The sequence below is a fragment of the Klebsiella quasivariicola genome (genome assembly GCF_002269255.1).
In the GTDB taxonomy this organism is placed as follows: domain Bacteria; phylum Pseudomonadota; class Gammaproteobacteria; order Enterobacterales; family Enterobacteriaceae; genus Klebsiella; species Klebsiella quasivariicola.
Genome location: NZ_CP022823.1, coordinates 3,675,868 through 3,695,734, shown reverse-complemented (window position 1 = coordinate 3,695,734; position 19,867 = coordinate 3,675,868). Strand labels below are relative to the sequence as shown.

At 58.2% G+C, this 19,867-nt stretch carries 15 protein-coding genes; 14 read left to right on the top strand and 1 reads right to left on the bottom strand.

The window, feature by feature from the left end; all coding sequences use genetic code 11:
- Nucleotides 1–139: 139 nt before the first annotated feature.
- From cmk to B8P98_RS18535, 10 genes are all read left to right on the top strand, one after another.
- Nucleotides 140–823, top strand: coding sequence for a (d)CMP kinase (gene cmk, locus B8P98_RS18580; RefSeq protein WP_095033289.1), 684 nt, complete (start codon nt 140–142; stop codon nt 821–823).
- A 133-nt stretch (nt 824–956) separates the two neighbouring features.
- Entirely contained in the window at nt 957–2,630 is a 1,674-nt protein-coding gene (gene rpsA, locus B8P98_RS18575) for a 30S ribosomal protein S1 (protein ID WP_002898162.1), read from the top strand.
- Nucleotides 2,631–2,781: 151 nt separating this feature from the next.
- On the top strand, nt 2,782–3,069 hold the full coding sequence (ihfB, locus tag B8P98_RS18570) for an integration host factor subunit beta (protein WP_002898165.1): 288 nt from the start codon (nt 2,782–2,784) through the stop codon (nt 3,067–3,069).
- 203 nt (nt 3,070–3,272) lie between these two features.
- Nucleotides 3,273–5,531 (top strand): ComEC family protein, encoded by a 2,259-nt coding sequence (locus B8P98_RS18565; RefSeq protein ID WP_080924438.1) that lies wholly within the window; start codon nt 3,273–3,275, stop codon nt 5,529–5,531.
- A 36-nt stretch (nt 5,532–5,567) separates the two neighbouring features.
- Nucleotides 5,568–7,316, top strand: a complete 1,749-nt coding sequence (gene msbA, locus B8P98_RS18560; protein WP_004201387.1) for a lipid A ABC transporter ATP-binding protein/permease MsbA — start codon at nt 5,568–5,570, stop codon at nt 7,314–7,316.
- Nucleotides 7,313–8,293: a tetraacyldisaccharide 4'-kinase gene (gene lpxK, locus B8P98_RS18555; RefSeq protein ID WP_025712958.1), complete on the top strand. Its 981-nt coding sequence runs from the start codon at nt 7,313–7,315 to the stop codon at nt 8,291–8,293. Before msbA ends, lpxK begins: the two co-directional genes overlap by 4 nt.
- Nucleotides 8,294–8,347: 54 nt before the next feature.
- On the top strand, nt 8,348–9,577 hold the full coding sequence (locus B8P98_RS18550) for a winged helix-turn-helix domain-containing protein (RefSeq protein ID WP_080897557.1): 1,230 nt from the start codon (nt 8,348–8,350) through the stop codon (nt 9,575–9,577).
- A 63-nt stretch (nt 9,578–9,640) separates the two neighbouring features.
- Entirely contained in the window at nt 9,641–9,823 is a 183-nt protein-coding gene (gene ycaR, locus B8P98_RS18545; protein WP_012542316.1) for a protein YcaR, read from the top strand.
- Nucleotides 9,820–10,566: a 3-deoxy-manno-octulosonate cytidylyltransferase gene (gene kdsB, locus B8P98_RS18540; protein WP_025712956.1), complete on the top strand. Its 747-nt coding sequence runs from the start codon at nt 9,820–9,822 to the stop codon at nt 10,564–10,566. The genes ycaR and kdsB overlap by 4 nt, the downstream gene beginning before the upstream one ends.
- A gap of 136 nt (nt 10,567–10,702) precedes the next feature.
- Nucleotides 10,703–11,596, top strand: coding sequence for a YcbJ family phosphotransferase (locus B8P98_RS18535; protein ID WP_080924439.1), 894 nt, complete (start codon nt 10,703–10,705; stop codon nt 11,594–11,596).
- Here B8P98_RS18535 and elyC read toward each other — a convergent pair.
- The gene (gene elyC / locus B8P98_RS18530) at nt 11,573–12,352 is read right to left on the bottom strand and encodes an envelope biogenesis factor ElyC (protein WP_025712954.1); all 780 of its coding nucleotides are present in this window, start codon (nt 12,350–12,352) and stop codon (nt 11,573–11,575) included. The two genes, B8P98_RS18535 and elyC, sit on opposite strands and share 24 nt — an antisense overlap.
- A gap of 121 nt (nt 12,353–12,473) precedes the next feature.
- Between elyC and cmoM the strand changes: the two genes are divergently transcribed.
- The 4 genes from cmoM to mukB are packed head-to-tail and all read left to right on the top strand — an operon-like array spanning nt 12,474 to nt 19,726.
- Nucleotides 12,474–13,274, top strand: coding sequence for a tRNA uridine 5-oxyacetic acid(34) methyltransferase CmoM (cmoM, locus tag B8P98_RS18525; RefSeq protein ID WP_080897555.1), 801 nt, complete (start codon nt 12,474–12,476; stop codon nt 13,272–13,274).
- The gene (gene mukF, locus B8P98_RS18520) at nt 13,271–14,593 is read left to right on the top strand and encodes a chromosome partition protein MukF (RefSeq protein WP_087805790.1); all 1,323 of its coding nucleotides are present in this window, start codon (nt 13,271–13,273) and stop codon (nt 14,591–14,593) included. The genes cmoM and mukF overlap by 4 nt, the downstream gene beginning before the upstream one ends.
- Complete coding sequence (mukE, locus tag B8P98_RS18515) at nt 14,574–15,278, top strand: chromosome partition protein MukE (RefSeq protein ID WP_025712951.1); 705 nt, start codon at nt 14,574–14,576, stop codon at nt 15,276–15,278. The genes mukF and mukE overlap by 20 nt, the downstream gene beginning before the upstream one ends.
- Nucleotides 15,278–19,726 (top strand): chromosome partition protein MukB, encoded by a 4,449-nt coding sequence (gene mukB, locus B8P98_RS18510; protein WP_025712950.1) that lies wholly within the window; start codon nt 15,278–15,280, stop codon nt 19,724–19,726. Before mukE ends, mukB begins: the two co-directional genes overlap by 1 nt.
- Nucleotides 19,727–19,867 lie beyond the last annotated feature (141 nt).

Sequence of the window (19,867 nt, the reverse complement as noted above, 5' to 3'; positions counted from 1 at the left end):
CAGCCCGCTATAATTGCGCAAAACTTCTGCTTTTCATTTCCTGTAGTCCGTAATTTACAAGCAATGCTCACTTTCCGGCGTATTGATGCGTATAATGCGCGGCGTTTATATTCCATGCGCCTTGCTGAAGGAGAAAAAGATGACGGCGAATATTCCGGTAATCACCATTGATGGGCCTGGCGGTGCGGGTAAAGGTACGTTGTGCAAGGCAATGGCGGAGGCGCTGGGCTGGCATCTGTTAGATTCAGGCGCGATCTATCGCGTTCTGGCGCTGGCGGCGCTGCATCATCATGTTGATGTGGAGTCCGAAGAGGCGCTGGTGCCTCTGGCTGCCCATCTTGATGTGCGCTTTATTTCTACTGACGGTACCCTGGAAGTGGTGCTGGAAGGGGAAGATGTCAGCGGTGAAATCCGCACTCAGGAGGTCGCCAATACCGCCTCGAAAGTGGCCGCTTTCCCGCGCGTTCGCGAAGCGCTGCTGCGCCGCCAGCGCGCCTTCCGCGAACTGCCGGGACTCATCGCCGACGGTCGCGATATGGGAACGGTGGTTTTCCCGGACGCGCCGGTGAAAATTTTCCTTGATGCCTCGGCCGATGAGCGGGCGCATCGCCGCATGCGGCAGTTGCAGGAAAAGGGCTTTGATGTTAACTTTGAACGTCTTTTGTCCGAGATAAAAGAGCGTGACGATCGCGACCGAAATCGCGCCGTGGCGCCGCTTGTCCCGGCTGCCGATGCATTAGTTCTCGATTCAACCGAACTAAACATTGAGCAAGTGATTGAAAAAGCGCTACAATATGCGCGCGAAAAATTGGCTGTTGCGTAAGCCTTAACCGGTAACGCGCCAAAGCCTCCGAATTATAGCAGTACCCCGCGGCAATGGATGGTCAGCGGGTATGTGAAACAACCCCATCCGGCACGGAGCCAGGTGGACGTTAATATTAACCTGAAGATTAAACATGACTGAATCTTTTGCTCAACTGTTTGAAGAATCCTTAAAAGAAATCGAAACCCGCCCGGGTTCCATCGTTCGTGGTGTTGTTGTTGCTATCGACAAAGACGTAGTACTGGTTGACGCCGGTCTGAAATCTGAGTCCGCCATTCCGGCTGAGCAGTTCAAAAACGCCCAGGGCGAGCTGGAAATCCAGGTTGGTGACGAAGTTGACGTTGCTCTGGATGCAGTAGAAGACGGCTTCGGTGAAACTCTGCTGTCCCGTGAGAAAGCTAAACGTCACGAAGCTTGGATCACGCTGGAAAAAGCTTACGAAGACGCTGAAACTGTTACCGGTGTTATCAACGGCAAAGTTAAAGGTGGCTTCACTGTTGAGCTGAACGGTATTCGTGCGTTCCTGCCGGGTTCCCTGGTAGACGTTCGTCCGGTGCGCGACACGCTGCACCTGGAAGGCAAAGAGCTTGAGTTTAAAGTCATCAAGCTGGACCAGAAGCGTAACAACGTTGTTGTTTCTCGTCGTGCCGTTATCGAATCCGAAAACAGCGCAGAGCGCGATCAGCTGCTGGAAAACCTGCAGGAAGGCATGGAAGTCAAAGGTATCGTTAAGAACCTCACTGACTACGGTGCATTCGTTGATCTGGGCGGCGTTGACGGCCTGCTGCACATCACCGATATGGCCTGGAAACGCGTTAAGCATCCGAGCGAAATCGTAAACGTTGGCGACGAAATCACTGTTAAAGTGCTGAAGTTCGACCGCGAGCGTACCCGTGTATCCCTGGGCCTGAAACAGCTGGGCGAAGATCCGTGGGTAGCTATCGCTAAACGTTATCCGGAAGGTACCAAACTGACCGGTCGCGTGACCAACCTGACCGACTACGGCTGCTTCGTTGAAATCGAAGAAGGCGTTGAAGGCCTGGTGCACGTTTCCGAAATGGATTGGACCAACAAAAACATCCACCCGTCCAAAGTTGTTAACGTTGGCGATGTAGTGGAAGTTATGGTTCTGGATATCGACGAAGAGCGTCGTCGTATCTCCCTGGGTCTGAAGCAGTGCAAATCTAACCCATGGCAGCAGTTCGCGGAAACCCACAACAAGGGCGACCGTGTTGAAGGTAAAATCAAGTCTATCACTGACTTCGGTATCTTCATCGGCCTGGACGGCGGCATCGACGGCCTGGTTCACCTGTCTGACATCTCCTGGAACGTTGCAGGCGAAGAAGCAGTTCGTGAATACAAAAAAGGCGACGAAATCGCAGCAGTTGTTCTGCAGGTTGACGCAGAGCGTGAGCGTATCTCCCTGGGCGTTAAACAGCTGGCGGAAGATCCGTTCAACAACTACGTTGCTCTGAACAAGAAAGGCGCTATCGTTGTTGGTAAAGTGACTGCAGTTGACGCTAAAGGCGCAACCGTAGAACTGGCTGACGGCGTAGAAGGTTACCTGCGTGCTTCTGAAGCATCCCGTGACCGCGTTGAAGACGCAACTCTGGTTCTGAGCGTTGGCGACGAAGTTGAAGCGAAATTCACCGGCGTGGATCGTAAGAACCGCGTAGTGAGCCTGTCTGTACGTGCGAAAGACGAAGCGGAAGAAAAAGACGCTATCGCTACCGTGAACAAGCAGGAAGACGCGAACTTCTCCAACAACGCCATGGCTGAAGCGTTCAAAGCAGCGAAAGGCGAGTAATCTCTGTCATTCAGGTAATAACAACCTGAATAGTGACGAGTTTACTTGACAGATTGCAGGATTCGTCCTGTAATCAAGCACAAAGGGCGGCTACGGCCGCCCTTGTTTAAGCTGTTAGCTAATTTTTGCCTTGAAGGAAACCGGAGGAATAATGACCAAGTCAGAATTGATTGAAAGACTTGCCAGCCAGCAATCTCACATTCCGGCGAAAGCGGTGGAAGATGCTGTTAAAGAAATGCTGGAACATATGGCCTCAACGCTTGCTCAAGGTGAGCGCATTGAAATCCGCGGTTTCGGCAGCTTCTCTCTGCACTATCGAGCACCTCGCACCGGACGTAACCCGAAAACTGGTGATAAAGTCGAACTGGAAGGTAAGTACGTTCCGCACTTTAAGCCCGGGAAAGAATTACGTGACCGCGCCAATATTTATGAAGGATAAGTTGCACAACGTGCAACCTGTCTGACGATAAAAAGCACCTTCGGGTGCTTTTTTTGTGCCCATCATTTGCGTCCAGCTTCGCAAAAAGAGCGAGCCGGAGTGCAACCGATACGATTGTCTGGAAAGCGCTACGCACACCTGGATTTTCTGGCAGGACGCCAGCGTTGCCTTGCGTCACACTGCCCGCTCACAGGGAGGTGTTTATGCGTTTTCCATGGCTTGCCGGATGCGCCATCATTGCGATGCTGCCGCTCCTCTGGCTACCCACGTTGCCGGGCCCGCGCATCCTGGCGGGGGCGGGTGTCCTGGCGCTGCTGCTGATCCGCTGGTGTAGGCCGGCTATCCCCTGGGTGACGATGACGCTCCTGCTGATGATCTGGGGAGTATTGAGCGCGTATCAGGCCCTGTGGCCCACGCAGCACCTCACCGGTGCCACCCGGCAGGCGGAAGTGATCCTCAGCGAGACGGATGGCCAGACCCTGCATCGAGGCCAGATTGTGCGCCTGGCGGGTCGCTATCTGTTTCCTCCGGTTGGTGTGACGCTGTACGGAGATCTCACCCCCGGCTCAGCCTGCGCGGGACAACACTGGCTGATGACGCTGCGCCTGCGCCCAGTGCACGGCCAGCTCAATGAAGGGGGCTTCGACAGCCAGCGCTATGCGCTGGCCCAGCACCGGCCGCTGAGCGGAGGGATCGTCGCCGCTTCCGCGCTGGATACCCGCTGCAGTCTGCGCGCCCGCTATCTGGCGTCGCTGACCCGGCGTCTGGAGCCTTATCCCTGGCGTGCGGTGATATTGGGATTAGGGATGGGGGAGCGGCTGGCCCTGCCGACGGAGATAAAAGCCCTGATGCAAAATACGGGCACCTCCCATCTTATGGCCATCTCAGGTCTGCATATCGCCCTGGCAGCATCTCTTATCGTGCTGCTGCTGCGCGGTATGCAGGCTCTTTTCCCGGGCAGCTGGATCGGCTGGCGAATGCCGCTGCTGGCCGGGCTGCTCGGCGCCATCGGCTACGCCTGGTTGACCGGTATGCAGCCGCCGGCACTGCGAACCTGCGTAGGGCTTGCGGTCTGCTGCGCTTTGCGTTTGTCGGGCCAGCGCTGGACGGCGTGGCAGGTGTGGCTCTGTTGTCTGGGAGCGATACTCATTGCCGACCCGCTGGCGGTCCTGTCGCAAAGCCTGTGGCTGTCCGCTTTTGCCGTGGCGGGGCTGATCTTCTGGTTCCAGTGGCTACCGCTTCCTGCCGGGCGCTGGCCGTGGAAGGCCTTAATGGCTCTTGTTCATTTGCAGGCTGGCGTGACGCTGCTGCTGATGCCGTTGCAGCTGTTGCTATTCCACGGCATAAGCCTGACGTCCATGGCGGCTAATTTACTGGCGGTACCGTTAGTCACCCTGCTGGCGGTGCCGCTTATTCTGACCGCGATGCTGGTGCATCTCACGGGGCCGGAGATAGTGGAGTCGCTACTCTGGCTGGCGGCCGATCGCGTGCTGGCGGTATTGTTCTGGGGATTAAGACGTTTACCGGACGGCTGGTTGACGCTTGATGCTCGCTGGCTGTGGATCAGTAGCCTGCCGTGGCTGTTGGTGATGGGCTGGCGTTTTCAGAGCTGGCGGCATTCACCGGCGCTGTGTCTCAGCGTGCTGTTTTTGCTGATGTGGCCATTCGGCCGACAACCACCTGCGGACGAATGGCGGGTGACGATGTTGGATGTCGGGCAGGGGTTGGCGATGGTGATTGAGCGTCACGGTAAGGCGCTGTTGTATGATACCGGGCCAGCATGGCCGCAGGGTGACAGCGGTCAACAGGTGATTATCCCATGGCTGCGCTGGCACCATCTACAGCTGCAGGGCATTGTGCTGAGCCATGAGCATCTTGATCATCGCGGCGGCCTTAATTCAGTGCTACAGGCATGGCCGCAGGCGTGGGTGCGCAGCCCTTTAGGCTGGGCGCAGCATCTGCCGTGTCATCGCGGCGAGCGCTGGCAGTGGCAGGGGCTTACTTTCCAGGCGCTTTGGCCGCTGCCAGGCAGCACGGCCAAGGGGAATAATCACTCGTGTGTGGTGCGGATCGATGATGGTCGCTCCAGCATCCTGCTGACTGGCGATATTGAACGTCAGGCGGAGCAGGCGATGATCAGCCGCTACTGGCAGCATCTGACGTCTACACTTATTCAGGTTCCCCACCACGGCAGTAATACCTCCTCCAGCGCGCTGTTGGTCCGCCGGGTGGAGGGGGTGGCCGCGCTGGCCTCTGCTTCGCGCTACAATGCGTGGCGGATGCCCTCGTATAAGGTCGTTCAGCGCTATCGCCAGAGGGGGTATCGCTGGTTCGCTACGCCGCAGCTGGGGCAGATAACGGTGGTTTTTTCCACAGAAGGGTGGCAAATCCACAGCTTACGGGATCAAGTTTTACCCCGTTGGTATCATCAGTGGTTTGGCGCGCCCGCCGATAACGGGTAGAATATGCGGCTATTTCAACACAAGCTGGTTTATTGAATGCAGAACGATAAAGATCTCTCCACGTGGCAGACCTTCCGCCGACTTTGGCCGATTATCGCACCGTTTAAAGCCGGGCTAATCGTAGCGGCGGTGGCGTTAGTGCTTAACGCGGGCAGTGACACCTTCATGTTATCGCTTCTTAAACCGTTATTGGATGATGGTTTTGGTAAAACGGATCGCTCAGTGCTGCTATGGATGCCGCTGGTGGTTATCGGACTGATGGTGCTGCGTGGGATCACCAGCTACATCTCGAGCTATTGTATCTCCTGGGTTTCCGGCAAAGTTGTGATGACCATGCGTCGTCGCCTGTTCGGCCACATGATGGGCATGCCGGTGGCCTTCTTTGACAAGCAGTCTACCGGAACGCTGCTGTCACGTATCACCTATGATTCTGAGCAGGTCGCCTCCTCCTCTTCCAGCGCGCTGATCACCGTGGTCCGTGAAGGGGCATCGATTATCGGCCTGTTTGTGATGATGTTCTATTATAGCTGGCAGCTGTCGCTGATCCTGATCGTGCTGGCGCCGATTGTGTCAGTGGCGATCCGCGTGGTCTCCAAGCGCTTTCGCAATATCAGTAAAAATATGCAGAACACGATGGGGCAGGTTACCACCAGCGCCGAGCAGATGCTGAAAGGACACAAAGAAGTGCTGATGTTTGGCGGCCAGGAAGTAGAAACCAAACGGTTTGATAAGGTCAGCAACAAGATGCGTCTGCAGGGCATGAAAATGGTTTCTGCCTCTTCCATCTCTGATCCAATCATTCAGCTTATCGCCTCACTGGCGCTGGCCTTTGTCCTGTATGCCGCCAGCTTCCCGAGCGTGATGGACACCCTGACCGCCGGGACCATTACCGTGGTCTTCTCCTCGATGATTGCGCTGATGCGTCCACTGAAGTCGCTGACCAACGTCAATGCCCAGTTCCAGCGCGGGATGGCGGCGTGCCAGACGCTGTTTGCGATCCTCGATTCCGAGCAGGAAAAAGACGAAGGTACGCGGGTCATTGAGCGGGCGAAAGGCAATCTCAAGTTCGAGAACGTCACCTTTACCTATCCGGGTCGCGAAGTGGCCGCGCTGCGCAATATCAATCTCGATATCCCGGAAGGGAAAACCGTCGCCCTGGTGGGACGATCCGGGTCGGGTAAATCGACCATCGCCAGCCTGATCACACGCTTCTACGATGTCGACGACGGGCAGATCCTGCTGGATGGCCACGACCTGCGCGAGTACAAGCTGAGCTCGCTGCGCGATCAGGTGGCGCTGGTGTCACAGAATGTGCACCTGTTCAACGATACCGTCGCCAACAATATCGCCTATGCGCGTACCGAAGAGTACAGCCGCGAGCAGATAGAAGAGGCTGCGCGGATGGCCTACGCCATGGACTTCATCAATAAGATGGACAATGGTCTGGATACCATCATCGGCGAAAATGGCGTGATGCTGTCCGGCGGTCAGCGCCAGCGTATTGCTATCGCCCGTGCGCTGCTGCGCAACAGCCCGATCCTGATCCTTGATGAAGCCACCTCGGCGCTGGATACCGAGTCCGAGCGTGCCATTCAGGCGGCGCTGGATGAGCTGCAGAAAAACCGTACCTCGCTGGTTATCGCCCACCGTCTGTCGACCATTGAGCAGGCCGACGAAATCGTGGTGGTTGAAGACGGGCGGATCGTAGAGCGCGGAACGCACCACGACCTGCTGGAGCATAAAGGCGTGTACGCTCAGCTGCATAAGATGCAATTCGGCGAATGATCGCACGTATCTGGTCCGGGGAATCGCCGCTGTGGCGCCTGCTGCTGCCGCTCTCCTGGCTGTATGGCCTGGTGAGTGCGGTTATTCGCCTCAGCTATCAGCTGGGGTGGCAAAAAGCCTGGCGCGCGCCGGTGCCGGTGGTGGTGGTCGGTAACCTCACCGCCGGCGGTAATGGCAAAACGCCGGTGGTGATCTGGCTGGTGGAGCAGTTGCAGCAGCGCGGTATTCGCGTTGGCGTCGTGTCTCGCGGCTACGGCGGTAAAGCTGAACGCTATCCGCTGGTGTTGGACGACAGGACCAGTACGGCGCAGGCCGGTGATGAACCGGTGTTAATCCATCAGCGTACCGGCGCGCCGGTCGCTGTCGCTCCGCTGCGCAGCGACGCGGTAAAAGCATTGCTCAGCGCGCACGATCTGCAGATTATCGTGACCGACGACGGGTTGCAGCACTATAAGCTGGCGCGGGACAGAGAAATTGTCGTTATCGACGGCGTGCGCCGCTTTGGCAACGGCTGGTGGTTACCGGCCGGGCCGATGCGCGAGCGGGCGTCGCGCTTGCAAAGCGTTGATGCAGTTATCGTTAACGGTGGCGTAGCGCGTCCGGGGGAGATCCCGATGCAACTGCGTCCCGGGATGGCGGTTAACCTGCTTACCGGCGAACGTCGCGATGTCTCGACTTTCACGAACGTAGTGGCGATGGCCGGCATCGGCCATCCGCCGCGCTTTTTCGCCACCCTTGAAAACTGTGGCGTCCAGCCGGTTAAAACCGTAGCCCTGGCGGACCATCAGGCGCTGAGTCAGGCCGACGTCGCCGCTCTGGTAACCGCCGATCAGACGCTGCTGATGACCGAGAAAGACGCGGTGAAATGTCGCGATTTCGCCGCCGCGAACTGGTGGTATTTACCGGTCGACGCCATAATGGCCGATGAACGCGCACAGCGGTTGCTCGCGGACTTAGCGACGTTGGCGCAACGTTAACCGAGGCGCCGGCTTTGCCCGCCGCTGTGCTGGAATTCCTGACGGAGAACCTGCATGTCGGTATTGCAATTATCGCTTAACGAGGCGCGCCATCTTCATCTCGCGGCGCAGGGGGTGTTAAAAAAGCCCCGGCGTCGCGCTCGCCCGAATGACATCCTTTCTACCATTCAGCAGATGTCGCTGCTGCAAATCGATACTATCAACGTGGTGGCCCGCAGCCCCTACCTCGTGCTGTTCAGTCGCCTGGGTAACTATCCACAGCACTGGCTGGATGAGTCGCTGCGTAGCGGCGAACTGATGGAGTACTGGGCGCATGAAGCCTGTTTTCTGCCTCGCAGCGACTTTGCCCTGGTGCGCCATCGTATGTTGAATCCTGACAATATGGGCTGGAAATACCATCGCGCGTGGATGGAGGAGCATGCCGGGAGTATTGCCGAGCTGCTGGCGCATATCGGGCAAAACGGCCCGGTTCGCTCGGCGGATTTTTCCCACCCACGCAAAGGCGCCAGCGGCTGGTGGGAGTGGAAACCGCATAAGCGCCACCTCGAAGGATTGTTTACTGCCGGTGAAGTGATGGTGGTAGAGCGGCGTAACTTTCACCGTGTCTATGATTTAACCCGGCGAGTGATGCCGCATTGGGACGACGCGCGCGACGCGCTTTCCCGCGATGAAGCAGAGGCCATCATGCTGCGCAACAGCGCCCGCAGTCTCGGTATCTTTCGCCCCCAGTGGCTGGCCGATTACTATCGCTTACGTCAGCCTGCGTTACCGGCTCTGCTGGCGGCCTGGCAGGAAGAGGGCCTCGTGGTGCCGGTTAATGTCGAAGCCCTTGGCGAGATGTGGCTGCATCGCGACGCGCTGGCGCAGCTGGAGTCCGCGCCCGGCGGTAAACTTACCCCCAGCCATAGCGCCGTGCTCTCTCCCTTCGACCCGGTGGTCTGGGATCGAAAACGCGCCGAGCAACTGTTTAACTTTAGCTATCGTCTGGAGTGCTATACGCCGGCGCCGAAGCGGCAGTATGGCTATTTTGTACTGCCCTTGCTGCACCAGGGTAAGCTGGTTGGGCGAATGGACAGTAAAATACATCGCAAACGCCGGGAGCTGGAGATCTTCTCCCTGTGGCTGGAGGACGGGGTGAAGATCACCCGAGGTCTGGAACAGGGGCTGCGCCGGGCGATTAACGACTTCGCGCGCTGGCAATCGGCGGAACGGATCCTGTGCCAACGCCTGCCGGAAGGGCTGTTTATCGGCCAGACACAAGGGTGGGAAATCGACGCCGATTGATCCCGGCGTCAAGCTTCCTGTGATATGCTGCTGAGAAATCTATCCGGTCCATCAGGAGGAAACATGGATCATCGTTTACTTGAAATCATCGCCTGCCCGGTCTGTAACGGTAAGCTTTATTACAGTCAGGATAAGCAAGAACTTATTTGCAAACTTGATAGTCTGGCGTTTCCGCTGCGCGATGGTATTCCTGTGCTGCTGGAGACAGAGGCCCGAGCGCTGACGGTTGAAGAGAGTCACTCATGAGTTTCGTGGTTATTATTCCTGCGCGTTTCGCCTCTACGCGCCTGCCGGGAAAACCACTGCAGGACATTAACGGCAAACCGATGATTGTCCATGTGCTGGAGCGTGCGCGCGAATCCGGCGCGGATCGCATTATTGTCGCCACCGATCACGAAGAAGTCGCCCGGGCGGTTGAAGCCGCCGGCGGCGAGGTCTGTATGACCCGTGCCGATCATCAGTCCGGCACTGAACGGCTGGCGGAAGTGGTGGAGAAGTGCGCGTTCAGTGATGACACTATTATCGTCAATATTCAGGGCGATGAGCCGATGATCCCGCCGGCGATCGTTCGCCAGGTGGCGGAGAATCTGGCGTCCAGCAGCAGCGGAATGGCAACGCTGGCGGTACCGATCCACGATGCGGAAGAGGCGTTTAATCCAAATGCGGTGAAAGTGGTGATGGATGCGCAAGGTTATGCGCTTTATTTCTCCCGTGCCACCATACCCTGGGATCGCGATCGCTTTGCTCACTCCCGTGAGACCATCGGTGATTCCCTGCTGCGTCACATCGGCATCTATGGCTACCGCGCCGGCTTTATTCGTCGCTATGTCAGCTGGGCGCCGAGCCCGCTGGAGCAAATTGAAATGCTCGAGCAGCTACGCGTGCTGTGGTATGGCGAGAAAATCCATGTCGCCGTGGCGGCCGAAGTGCCCGGCACCGGTGTCGATACCCCGGAAGATCTGGAGCGCGTGCGCGCTGAGCTGCGTTAGTCCTCTTTCCCCTCCCGGCGGGAGGGGATATTCCCGCCGGTTTTCGCTTTTTTTGCCCCTTTTTGATCTTATCCGATGACAACCCAGGTGCGGGCGCTCATTATGAAACCAGTAGTGTTCATAGGGGTAATCGACAATGGAACAGTTGCGAACCGAACTCAGTCATCTGCTGGGCGAAAAGTTAAGCCGGGTGGAGTGTGTCAGTGAACAAGCCGCTACGGCGCTGTGGTCGCTGTATGATGCGCAGGGAAACCCGATGCCGCTGCTGGCGCGAAGTTTCACCACGCCCGGCGTGGCGCGGCAACTGGCATGGAAGATCTCCACCCTCGCGCGCAGTGGTACGGTGCGTATGCCGGTGGTTTACGGCGTGATGACGCACGAAGAGCATCCCGGACCAGATGTGCTGCTGCTTGAGCGCCTGCGCGGCGTACCGGTGGAGGCGCCGACGCGCACCCCGGCGCGCTGGGAGCAATTGCAGGAGCAAATCGTCGAGGCGCTGTTGGCCTGGCATCGTCAGGACAGCGGCGGCTGCGTGGGAATGGTCGACAATACCCAGGAAAACCTGTGGCCGAACTGGTACCGCCAGCGGGTAGAGATATTGTGGAGCACCCTGAACCTGTATCAGGACACCGGCCTGACCATGCAGGATAAGCGCCTTTTGTTCCGCTCCCGCGAGTGCCTTCCGGAGCTGTTCCGTGATTTCAATGACAATGCTGTGTTGGTGCATGGTAACTTCACCCTGCGCAGCATGCTCAAAGACCCGCGCAGCGATCAGCTGCTGGCGATGGTCGGTCCGGGGATGATGCTGTGGGCGCCGCGCGAGTATGAACTGTTCCGCCTGGCCGAGGGGGGCCAGGCCGAGCAACTGCTATGGCGCTACCTGCAGCAGGCGCCAGTTTCCGAGGCATTCGTCTGGCGGCGCTGGCTCTATCTGCTGTGGGATGAGGTGGATAGTCTGGTCAATACCGGGCGCTTTGATCGCGCCCGTTTCGACCTCGCGAGCAAATCACTCCTGCCCTGGCTCGTCTGAGCTACCTTTCAGCCATTGCCAGATGCGACCGAGCGTTTCATAGCCGACACGGTCGCTGTGCATCAACCACACGGGAGACGGGATGGCCCGCTCCCATGGATTAAGCGCTGAGGTCACCGCTAACTGATTGGCCGGCGCGGGCAGCGGATCCAGCCCGGCATGACGAAAGAAAATCATCGCCCGCGGAAGGTGTGACGCCGAGGTCACCAGCAGGAAGGGCGCATCGCCGATGGCACGCTTCACTGCAAGGGCTTCCTCTTCCGTATCTTTTGGCCGATCGAGCACAATGATATCGCTGCGCGGTACGCCGAGGCTCTCCGCCACTCTCGCGCCAGCTTCCGCCGTACTCACGGGATTCGTTTTCGCCGCCGCGCCGGTAAAAATCATTTTCGAGCCGGGATTCGCCTGCCACAGGCGGATGCCCTCCGTCAGGCGCGGCAGACTGTTATTGATAAGGTTAGAGCTTGGCGCCCACTCCGGGTTCCAGGTATAGCCACCGCCCAGTACCACCACGTAGCTTGCCGGCTGCTCGCCGCGCCAGGTGGGATAGCTATCTTCTATCGGTTTCAGCAGGCTGTCGGCCACGGGCTGCAGGCTCAGTAGCGCCAGCAGCAGCCAGCCGAGGCTCACGCAAAACTTCCCGGTACGTTGAAAGCGGCTAAACCACAGCAGACCGATCCCGATACCGATCAACAACAACAGGGCGGGAAGCGGCAGCAGCAGACCGCCGACAATCTTTTTTAGCGTGAAAAGCATGCCAGATGGTTCCTTTTTTAACCATATAACCAAAGTTATGTTCGGATCTTATAACAGATCGCTTCATTCTCTCCGTGGGTATGACAAAATAGCGGTTTTGTGTTGGCTTGTGGAGTCGCCCGTGCAGGATCGCAATTTCGATGACATTGCTGAAAAGTTTTCGCGCAATATTTACGGCACCACAAAAGGCCAGTTGCGTCAGGCGATCCTCTGGCAGGATCTGGAACCTTTACTGGCGCAGCTGGGGCCGGGACCGCTGAGGGTGCTGGATGCCGGCGGCGGTGAAGGGCAAACGGCCATCAAAGTCGCGCAACTGGGCCATCACGTGACGCTGTGCGATCTCTCCGCTGAAATGGTGGCGCGTGCCCGCAAGGCGGCTGCCGATAAAGGTGTGATCGACAACATGCATTTTGTACAATGCGCGGCTCAGGATATTGCACAGCATTTGGAAAGCCCGGTCGATCTGGTACTGTTTCATGCGGTGCTGGAGTGGGTGGCGGAGCCCCAGACGGTGCTGCGTACGCTCTGGTCGACGCTGCGTCCTGGCGGTGGGCTGTCGTTGATGTTCTACAATGCTAACGGCCTGCTGATGCACAATATGGTGGCCGGTAATTTCGATTACGTACAACTGGGCATGCCAAAAAAGAAAAAACGCACGCTGTCGCCGGATTATCCGCGTGAACCGCAGCAGGTTTATCACTGGCTGGAAGAGATTGGCTGGCAGATTGTCAGCAAAACCGGCGTGCGGGTGTTTCATGATTATCTGCGTGAAAAACGCCAACAGCATGACAGCTATGCGGCGCTGCTGGCGCTGGAGACGCGCTACTGTCGTCAGGAGCCGTATCTCAGCCTGGGCCGTTATATTCATGTCACCGCGCTTAAGAGCCAGGCTCATAGCCGCAGATGCAAGGATAAAGTATGAGTGAATTTTCCCAGACAGTCCCCGAACTGGTTGCCTGGGCCAGGAAAAATGATTTTTCTATCTCGCTGCCGGTCGACAGACTCTCTTTTCTGCTGGCGATTGCCACCCTGAATGGCGAACGGCTGGAAGGGGAAATGAGCGAGGGAGAACTGGTGGATGCGTTCCGCCACGTCAGTGATGCGTTTGAGCAGACCAGCGAAACCATCAGCCAGCGCGCCAATAACGCAATTAACGATTTGGTGCGCCAGCGTCTGCTGAACCGCTTTACCAGCGAAGTAACTGAAGGCAATGCAATCTATCGCCTGACGCCGTTGGGGATCGGGATCACCGATTACTATATTCGTCAGCGCGAATTCTCGACGCTGCGTCTTTCGATGCAGCTATCGATCGTCGCCGGTGAGCTGAAGCGCGCGGCGGACGCGGCGGAGGAGGGGGGCGATGAATTCCACTGGCATCGCAACGTTTTTGCGCCGCTGAAATATTCCGTGGCGGAAATTTTCGACAGCATTGACCTGACGCAGCGCATCATGGATGAGCAGCAGCAACTGGTGAAAGACGATATCGCGCAGTTGCTGAATAAAGACTGGCGGGCGGCGATTTCCAGCTGTGAATTGCTGCTGTCGGAAACCTCCGGCACGCTGCGCGAACTGCAGGATACGCTGGATGCGGCGGGGGACAAACTGCAGGCGAATCTGCTGCGCATTCAGGATTCGACCCTGGCGCGCGACGATTTGCATTTTGTCGACCGGCTGGTATTCGACCTGCAAAGCAAACTTGACCGCATCGTCAGCTGGGGTCAGCAGGCCATTGACCTGTGGATCGGCTACGACCGCCACGTGCATAAGTTTATCCGTACCGCTATCGATATGGATAAAAACCGCGTCTTCGCCCAGCGTCTGCGCCAGTCGGTACAGACCTATTTTGATGAGCCGTGGGCGCTGACTTACGCCAACGCCGATCGTCTGCTGGATATGCGTGATGAAGAGATGGCGCTGCGCGATGAAGAGGTCACCGGCGAACTGCCAGCGGATCTTGAATTTGAAGAGTTTAACGAAATTCGCGAGCAGCTGGCGGCGCTAATTGAAGCGCAGCTGACGGTGTATAAAGAGAAAGGTATACCGTTGGATCTCGGCCTGGTGGCGCGCGAATTCCTGGCGCAGTATCCGCGCGGGCGTCATTTCGACGTGGCGCGGATCGTCGTGGATCAGGCGGTACAGCTGGGCGTGGCCCAGGCAGATTTCACCGGACTGCCGGCAAAATGGCAGCCGATTAATGATTACGGAGCCAAGGTACAGGCGCATGTCATCGACAAATATTGAACAAGTGATGCCGGTTAAGCTGGCGCAGGCGTTGGCCAATCCGTTATTTCCGGCGCTGGACAGCGCCCTGCGCGCGGGCCGGCATATCGGTCTCGACGAGCTGGATAATCACGCATTTTTGATGGATTTTCAGGATTACCTGGAAGAGTTTTACGCTCGCTATAACGTCGAGCTGATCCGCGCGCCGGAGGGGTTCTTCTACCTGCGCCCGCGCTCCACTACCCTGATTTCGCGCTCGGTGCTGTCGGAGCTGGATATGATGGTGGGCAAAATTCTTTGCTATCTCTATCTCAGCCCCGAGCGTCTGGCAAACGAAGGCATTTTCACCCAGCAGGAGCTTTATGACGAGCTGCTGACCCTGGCGGATGAGGCCAAACTGCTGAAGCTGGTGAACAACCGTTCCACCGGCTCCGATCTTGACCGCCAGAAGCTGCAGGAAAAGATGCGTGCGTCGCTTAACCGCCTGCGCCGTCTGGGGATGGTGTGGTTTATGGGCCACGACAGCAGCAAATTCCGCATCACCGAATCGGTATTCCGCTTTGGCGCCGATGTGCGCGCCGGCGACGACCCGCGCGAGGCGCAGCGCCGATTGATCCGCGACGGGGAAGCGATGGCCCTGGAAAATCACCTGCAGCTCAATGATGAGAATGAAGAAAACCAGCCGGATAGCGGGGAGGAAGAGTAATGATTGAACGCGGTAAATTTCGCTCGCTGACGCTGGTTAACTGGAACGGCTTCTTTGCCCGAACCTTTGATCTTGACGAACTGGTTACCACCCTCTCCGGGGGGAATGGCGCCGGTAAGTCGACGACCATGGCGGCCTTCGTCACGGCGCTGATCCCCGATTTAACCCTGCTGCACTTCCGTAACACCACCGAGGCGGGGGCCACCAGCGGCTCGCGCGATAAAGGCCTGCACGGTAAGCTGCGCGCCGGGGTCTGTTACTCCGTGCTTGACGTGATCAACTCCCGCCATCAGCGCGTGGTGGTCGGCGTGCGTCTACAGCAGGTTGCCGGGCGCGATCGCAAAGTCGATATCAAGCCTTTTGCCATTCAGGGGTTGCCGACCTCCATCCTGCCGACCCAGCTGTTGACCGAGACGCTCAACGATCGCCAGGCGCGCGTCGTCAGTCTCAACGAGCTGAAAGACAAGCTGGAGACGATGGAAGGGGTCCAGTTCAAGCAGTTTAACTCGATAACCGAGTACCACTCGCTGATGTTCGATCTGGGCGTCGTGGCGCGTCGTCTGCGTTCCGCCTCCGATCGTAGCAAATACTACCGCCTGATCGAGGCCTCGCTGTACGGCGGGATCTCCAGCACCATTACCCGCTCGCTGCGCGACTATCTGCTGCCGGAAAACAGCGGCGTGCGTAAAGCGTTCCAGGACATGGAAGCGGCGCTGCGGGAAAACCGCATGACCCTGGAAGCCATTCGCGTCACGCAGTCCGACCGCGATCTATTCAAACACCTGATCAGCGAAGCCACCAACTACGTGGCGGCGGACTATATGCGTCACGCCAACGAGCGGCGCATTCATCTTGATAAGGCGCTGGAGTATCGTCGCGATCTCTTCACCTCGCGTTCGCAGCTGGCGGCGGAACAGTATAAGCACGTCGACATGGCGCGCGAGCTGCAGGAGCATAACGGTGCCGAAGGCGATCTGGAAGCGGATTACCAGGCCGCCAGCGATCATCTGAACCTGGTGCAGACGGCGCTGCGTCAGCAGGAAAAAATCGAGCGCTACGAAGCAGATCTCGATGAGCTGCAGATCCGTCTGGAAGAGCAAAATGAAGTGGTGGCGGAAGCTGCCGATCAGCAGGAAGAGAACGAAGCCCGCGCTGAGGCCGCCGAGCTGGAAGTGGATGAGCTTAAAAACCAGCTTGCCGACTATCAGCAGGCGCTCGACGTCCAGCAGACCCGCGCCATTCAGTATAACCAGGCGCTGCAGGCGCTGGAGCGCGCGAAGGCGCTGTGCCATCTGCCGGACCTGACGCCGGAGAGCGCCGACGAGTGGCTGGAAACCTTCCAGGCGAAAGAGCAGGAAGCGACGGAGAAAATGCTGTCGCTGGAACAAAAAATGAGCGTGGCGCAAACCGCGCACAGCCAGTTTGAACAGGCCTACCAGCTGGTGGCGGCGATTAACGGCCCGCTGGCGCGCAACGAAGCCTGGGACGTGGCGCGCGAATTGCTGCGCGACGGCGTGAACCAGCGCCATCAGGCCGAGCAGGCGCAGGGGCTGCGCAGCCGCCTCAATGAGCTGGAGCAGCGTCTGCGCGAGCAGCAGGACGCCGAGCGCCAGCTGGCCGAATTCTGCAAGCGCCAGGGCAAACGCTACGAGATCGACGATCTGGAAACGCTGCATCAGGAGCTGGAAGCGCGCATCGCGTCGCTGGCCGACAGCGTGTCTAACGCTCAGGAGCAGCGCATGGCGCTGCGCCAGGAGCTGGAGCAGCTGCAGTCGCGCACTCAGACGCTGATGCGCCGGGCGCCGATCTGGCTGGCGGCGCAGAACAGTCTTAACCAGCTATGCGAGCAGAGCGGCGAGCAGTTTGAGTCCGGCCAGGAGGTCACCGAATATCTGCAGCAGCTGCTGGAGCGTGAGCGCGAGGCTATCGTTGAACGTGACGAGGTCGGTGCCCGCAAACGCGCCATCGATGAAGAAATCGAGCGTCTCAGCCAGCCGGGCGGTTCGGAAGATCCGCGCCTTAACGCGCTGGCGGAACGCTTTGGCGGTGTTCTGCTGTCTGAGATCTACGATGACGTCAGCCTGGACGATGCGCCGTACTTCTCCGCGCTGTACGGCCCGTCGCGCCATGCGATCGTGGTACCGGATCTGTCGCAGGTGGCGGAGCAGCTCGAAGGACTGGAAGATTGCCCGGAAGATTTGTATCTGATCGAAGGCGACCCGCAGTCGTTTGACGACAGCGTATTCAGCGTTGACGAGCTGGAAAAGGCGGTGGTGGTGAAGATTGCCGACCGCCAGTGGCGTTATTCGCGCTTTCCAACGCTGCCGCTGTTTGGTCGCGCGGCGCGTGAAAACCGCATTGAAACACTGCATGCCGAGCGTGAATCGCTGTCTGAGCGTTTCGCCACCCTGTCGTTCGATGTACAAAAAACCCAGCGTCTGCACCAGGCCTTTAGCCGCTTCATCGGCAGCCACCTGGCGGTGGCTTTCGAGGACGATCCGGAAGAAGAGATCCGCAAGCTTAACAGCCGCCGCGGCGAGCTGGAGCGTGCGCTGAGCGCCCATGAAAACGATAACCAGCAGAACCGCGTGCAATACGAGCAGGCGAAAGAGGGCGTGTCGGCGCTTAACCGTCTGCTGCCGCGCCTGAACCTGCTGGCGGATGATACGCTGGCCGATCGTGTGGACGAGATCCAGGAACGTCTGGATGAAGCCCAGGAGGCGGCGCGCTTTATTCAGCAGCACGGCAATCAGCTGGCGAAGCTGGAGCCTATCGTTTCGGTGCTGCAGAGCGACCCGGAGCAATTTGAACAGCTGAAAGAAGATTACGCCTATGCGCAGCAAACCCAGCGCGAAGCGCGTCAGCAGGCTTTTGCCCTGGCGGAAGTCGTGCAGCGCCGGGCCCACTTTAGCTACTCCGATTCGGCGGAAATGCTCAGCGGCAACAGCGATCTCAACGAGAAGCTGCGCCAGCGCCTGGAGCAGGCGGAATCCGAACGCAGCCGCGCGCGCGAGGCGATGCGGACCCATGCGGCGCAGCTCAGTCAGTACAATCAGGTGCTGGCCTCGCTGAAGAGCTCGTATGACACCAAGAAAGAGCTGCTCAACGATCTGTATAAAGAGCTGCAGGACATTGGCGTGCGTGCTGATGCCGGCGCGGAAGAGCGCGCGCGTCAGCGTCGCGATGAGCTGCATATGCAGCTGAGCAATAACCGCTCCCGTCGCAATCAGCTGGAGAAAGCGTTGACCTTCTGCGAAGCGGAAATGGATAACCTGACCCGTAAACTGCGCAAGCTGGAGCGCGATTACTGCGAAATGCGTGAGCAGGTGGTGACCGCCAAGGCGGGCTGGTGCGCGGTGATGCGTCTGGTGAAAGACAACGGCGTCGAACGTCGTCTGCATCGCCGCGAGCTGGCCTATCTCTCCGCCGACGATCTGCGGTCGATGTCGGATAAAGCGTTGGGTGCGCTGCGTCTGGCCGTCGCCGATAACGAACACCTGCGCGATGTGCTGCGTATTTCGGAAGATCCGAAGCGTCCGGAGCGCAAAATTCAGTTCTTCGTTGCCGTTTACCAGCATCTGCGCGAGCGTATTCGTCAGGATATTATTCGCACCGATGATCCGGTGGAAGCGATCGAGCAGATGGAGATCGAGCTCAGTCGCCTGACCGAAGAGCTGACCAACCGCGAACAAAAGCTGGCGATCAGCTCACGCAGCGTGGCCAATATTATTCGCAAAACTATTCAGCGTGAGCAGAACCGTATTCGGATGCTCAACCAGGGGCTGCAGAGTGTCTCCTTTGGCCAGGTCAACAGCGTACGGCTGAACGTTAACGTACGCGAGACCCACTCGACGCTGCTCGACGTGCTCTCCGAGCAGCATGAGCAGCATCAGGATCTGTTTAACAGCAATCGTCTGACCTTCTCGGAGGCGCTGGCTAAGCTTTATCAACGTCTGAATCCGCAGATCGACATGGGACAGCGCACACCGCAAACCATCGGCGAAGAGCTGCTCGACTACCGCAACTATCTGGAGATGGAAGTGGAGGTTAACCGTGGTTCCGACGGCTGGCTGCGCGCCGAGTCCGGCGCACTGTCGACGGGGGAAGCGATCGGTACCGGGATGTCGATTCTGGTGATGGTAGTCCAGAGCTGGGAGGATGAGTCCCGTCGTCTGCGCGGCAAGGATATCTCACCTTGCCGTCTGCTGTTCCTCGACGAGGCGGCGCGTCTTGACGCCCGCTCTATCGCCACCTTGTTCGAGCTGTGCGAACGACTGGAGATGCAGCTGATTATCGCGGCACCAGAAAATATCAGTCCGGAGAAAGGCACCACCTATAAGCTGGTACGTAAAGTGGTTAACAACCATGAACACGTCCATGTGGTGGGGCTGCGCGGGTTTGCCGCGCCGCTGCCGGAAACCGTACCGGGGACGGCCGACGCCTCCTGAGGATGCGGCCAAATTCTGGCGGGGAAGCGGTGAAAAGGGCAACGTTAAGTTGCCCTTTTTGCTATCCAGTTCGGTATGCCTGGATGGTATAATCTTTAAGCTTCTTTACATTAGGTAAGGCAAAAGCCTTTTCGTCTTTAT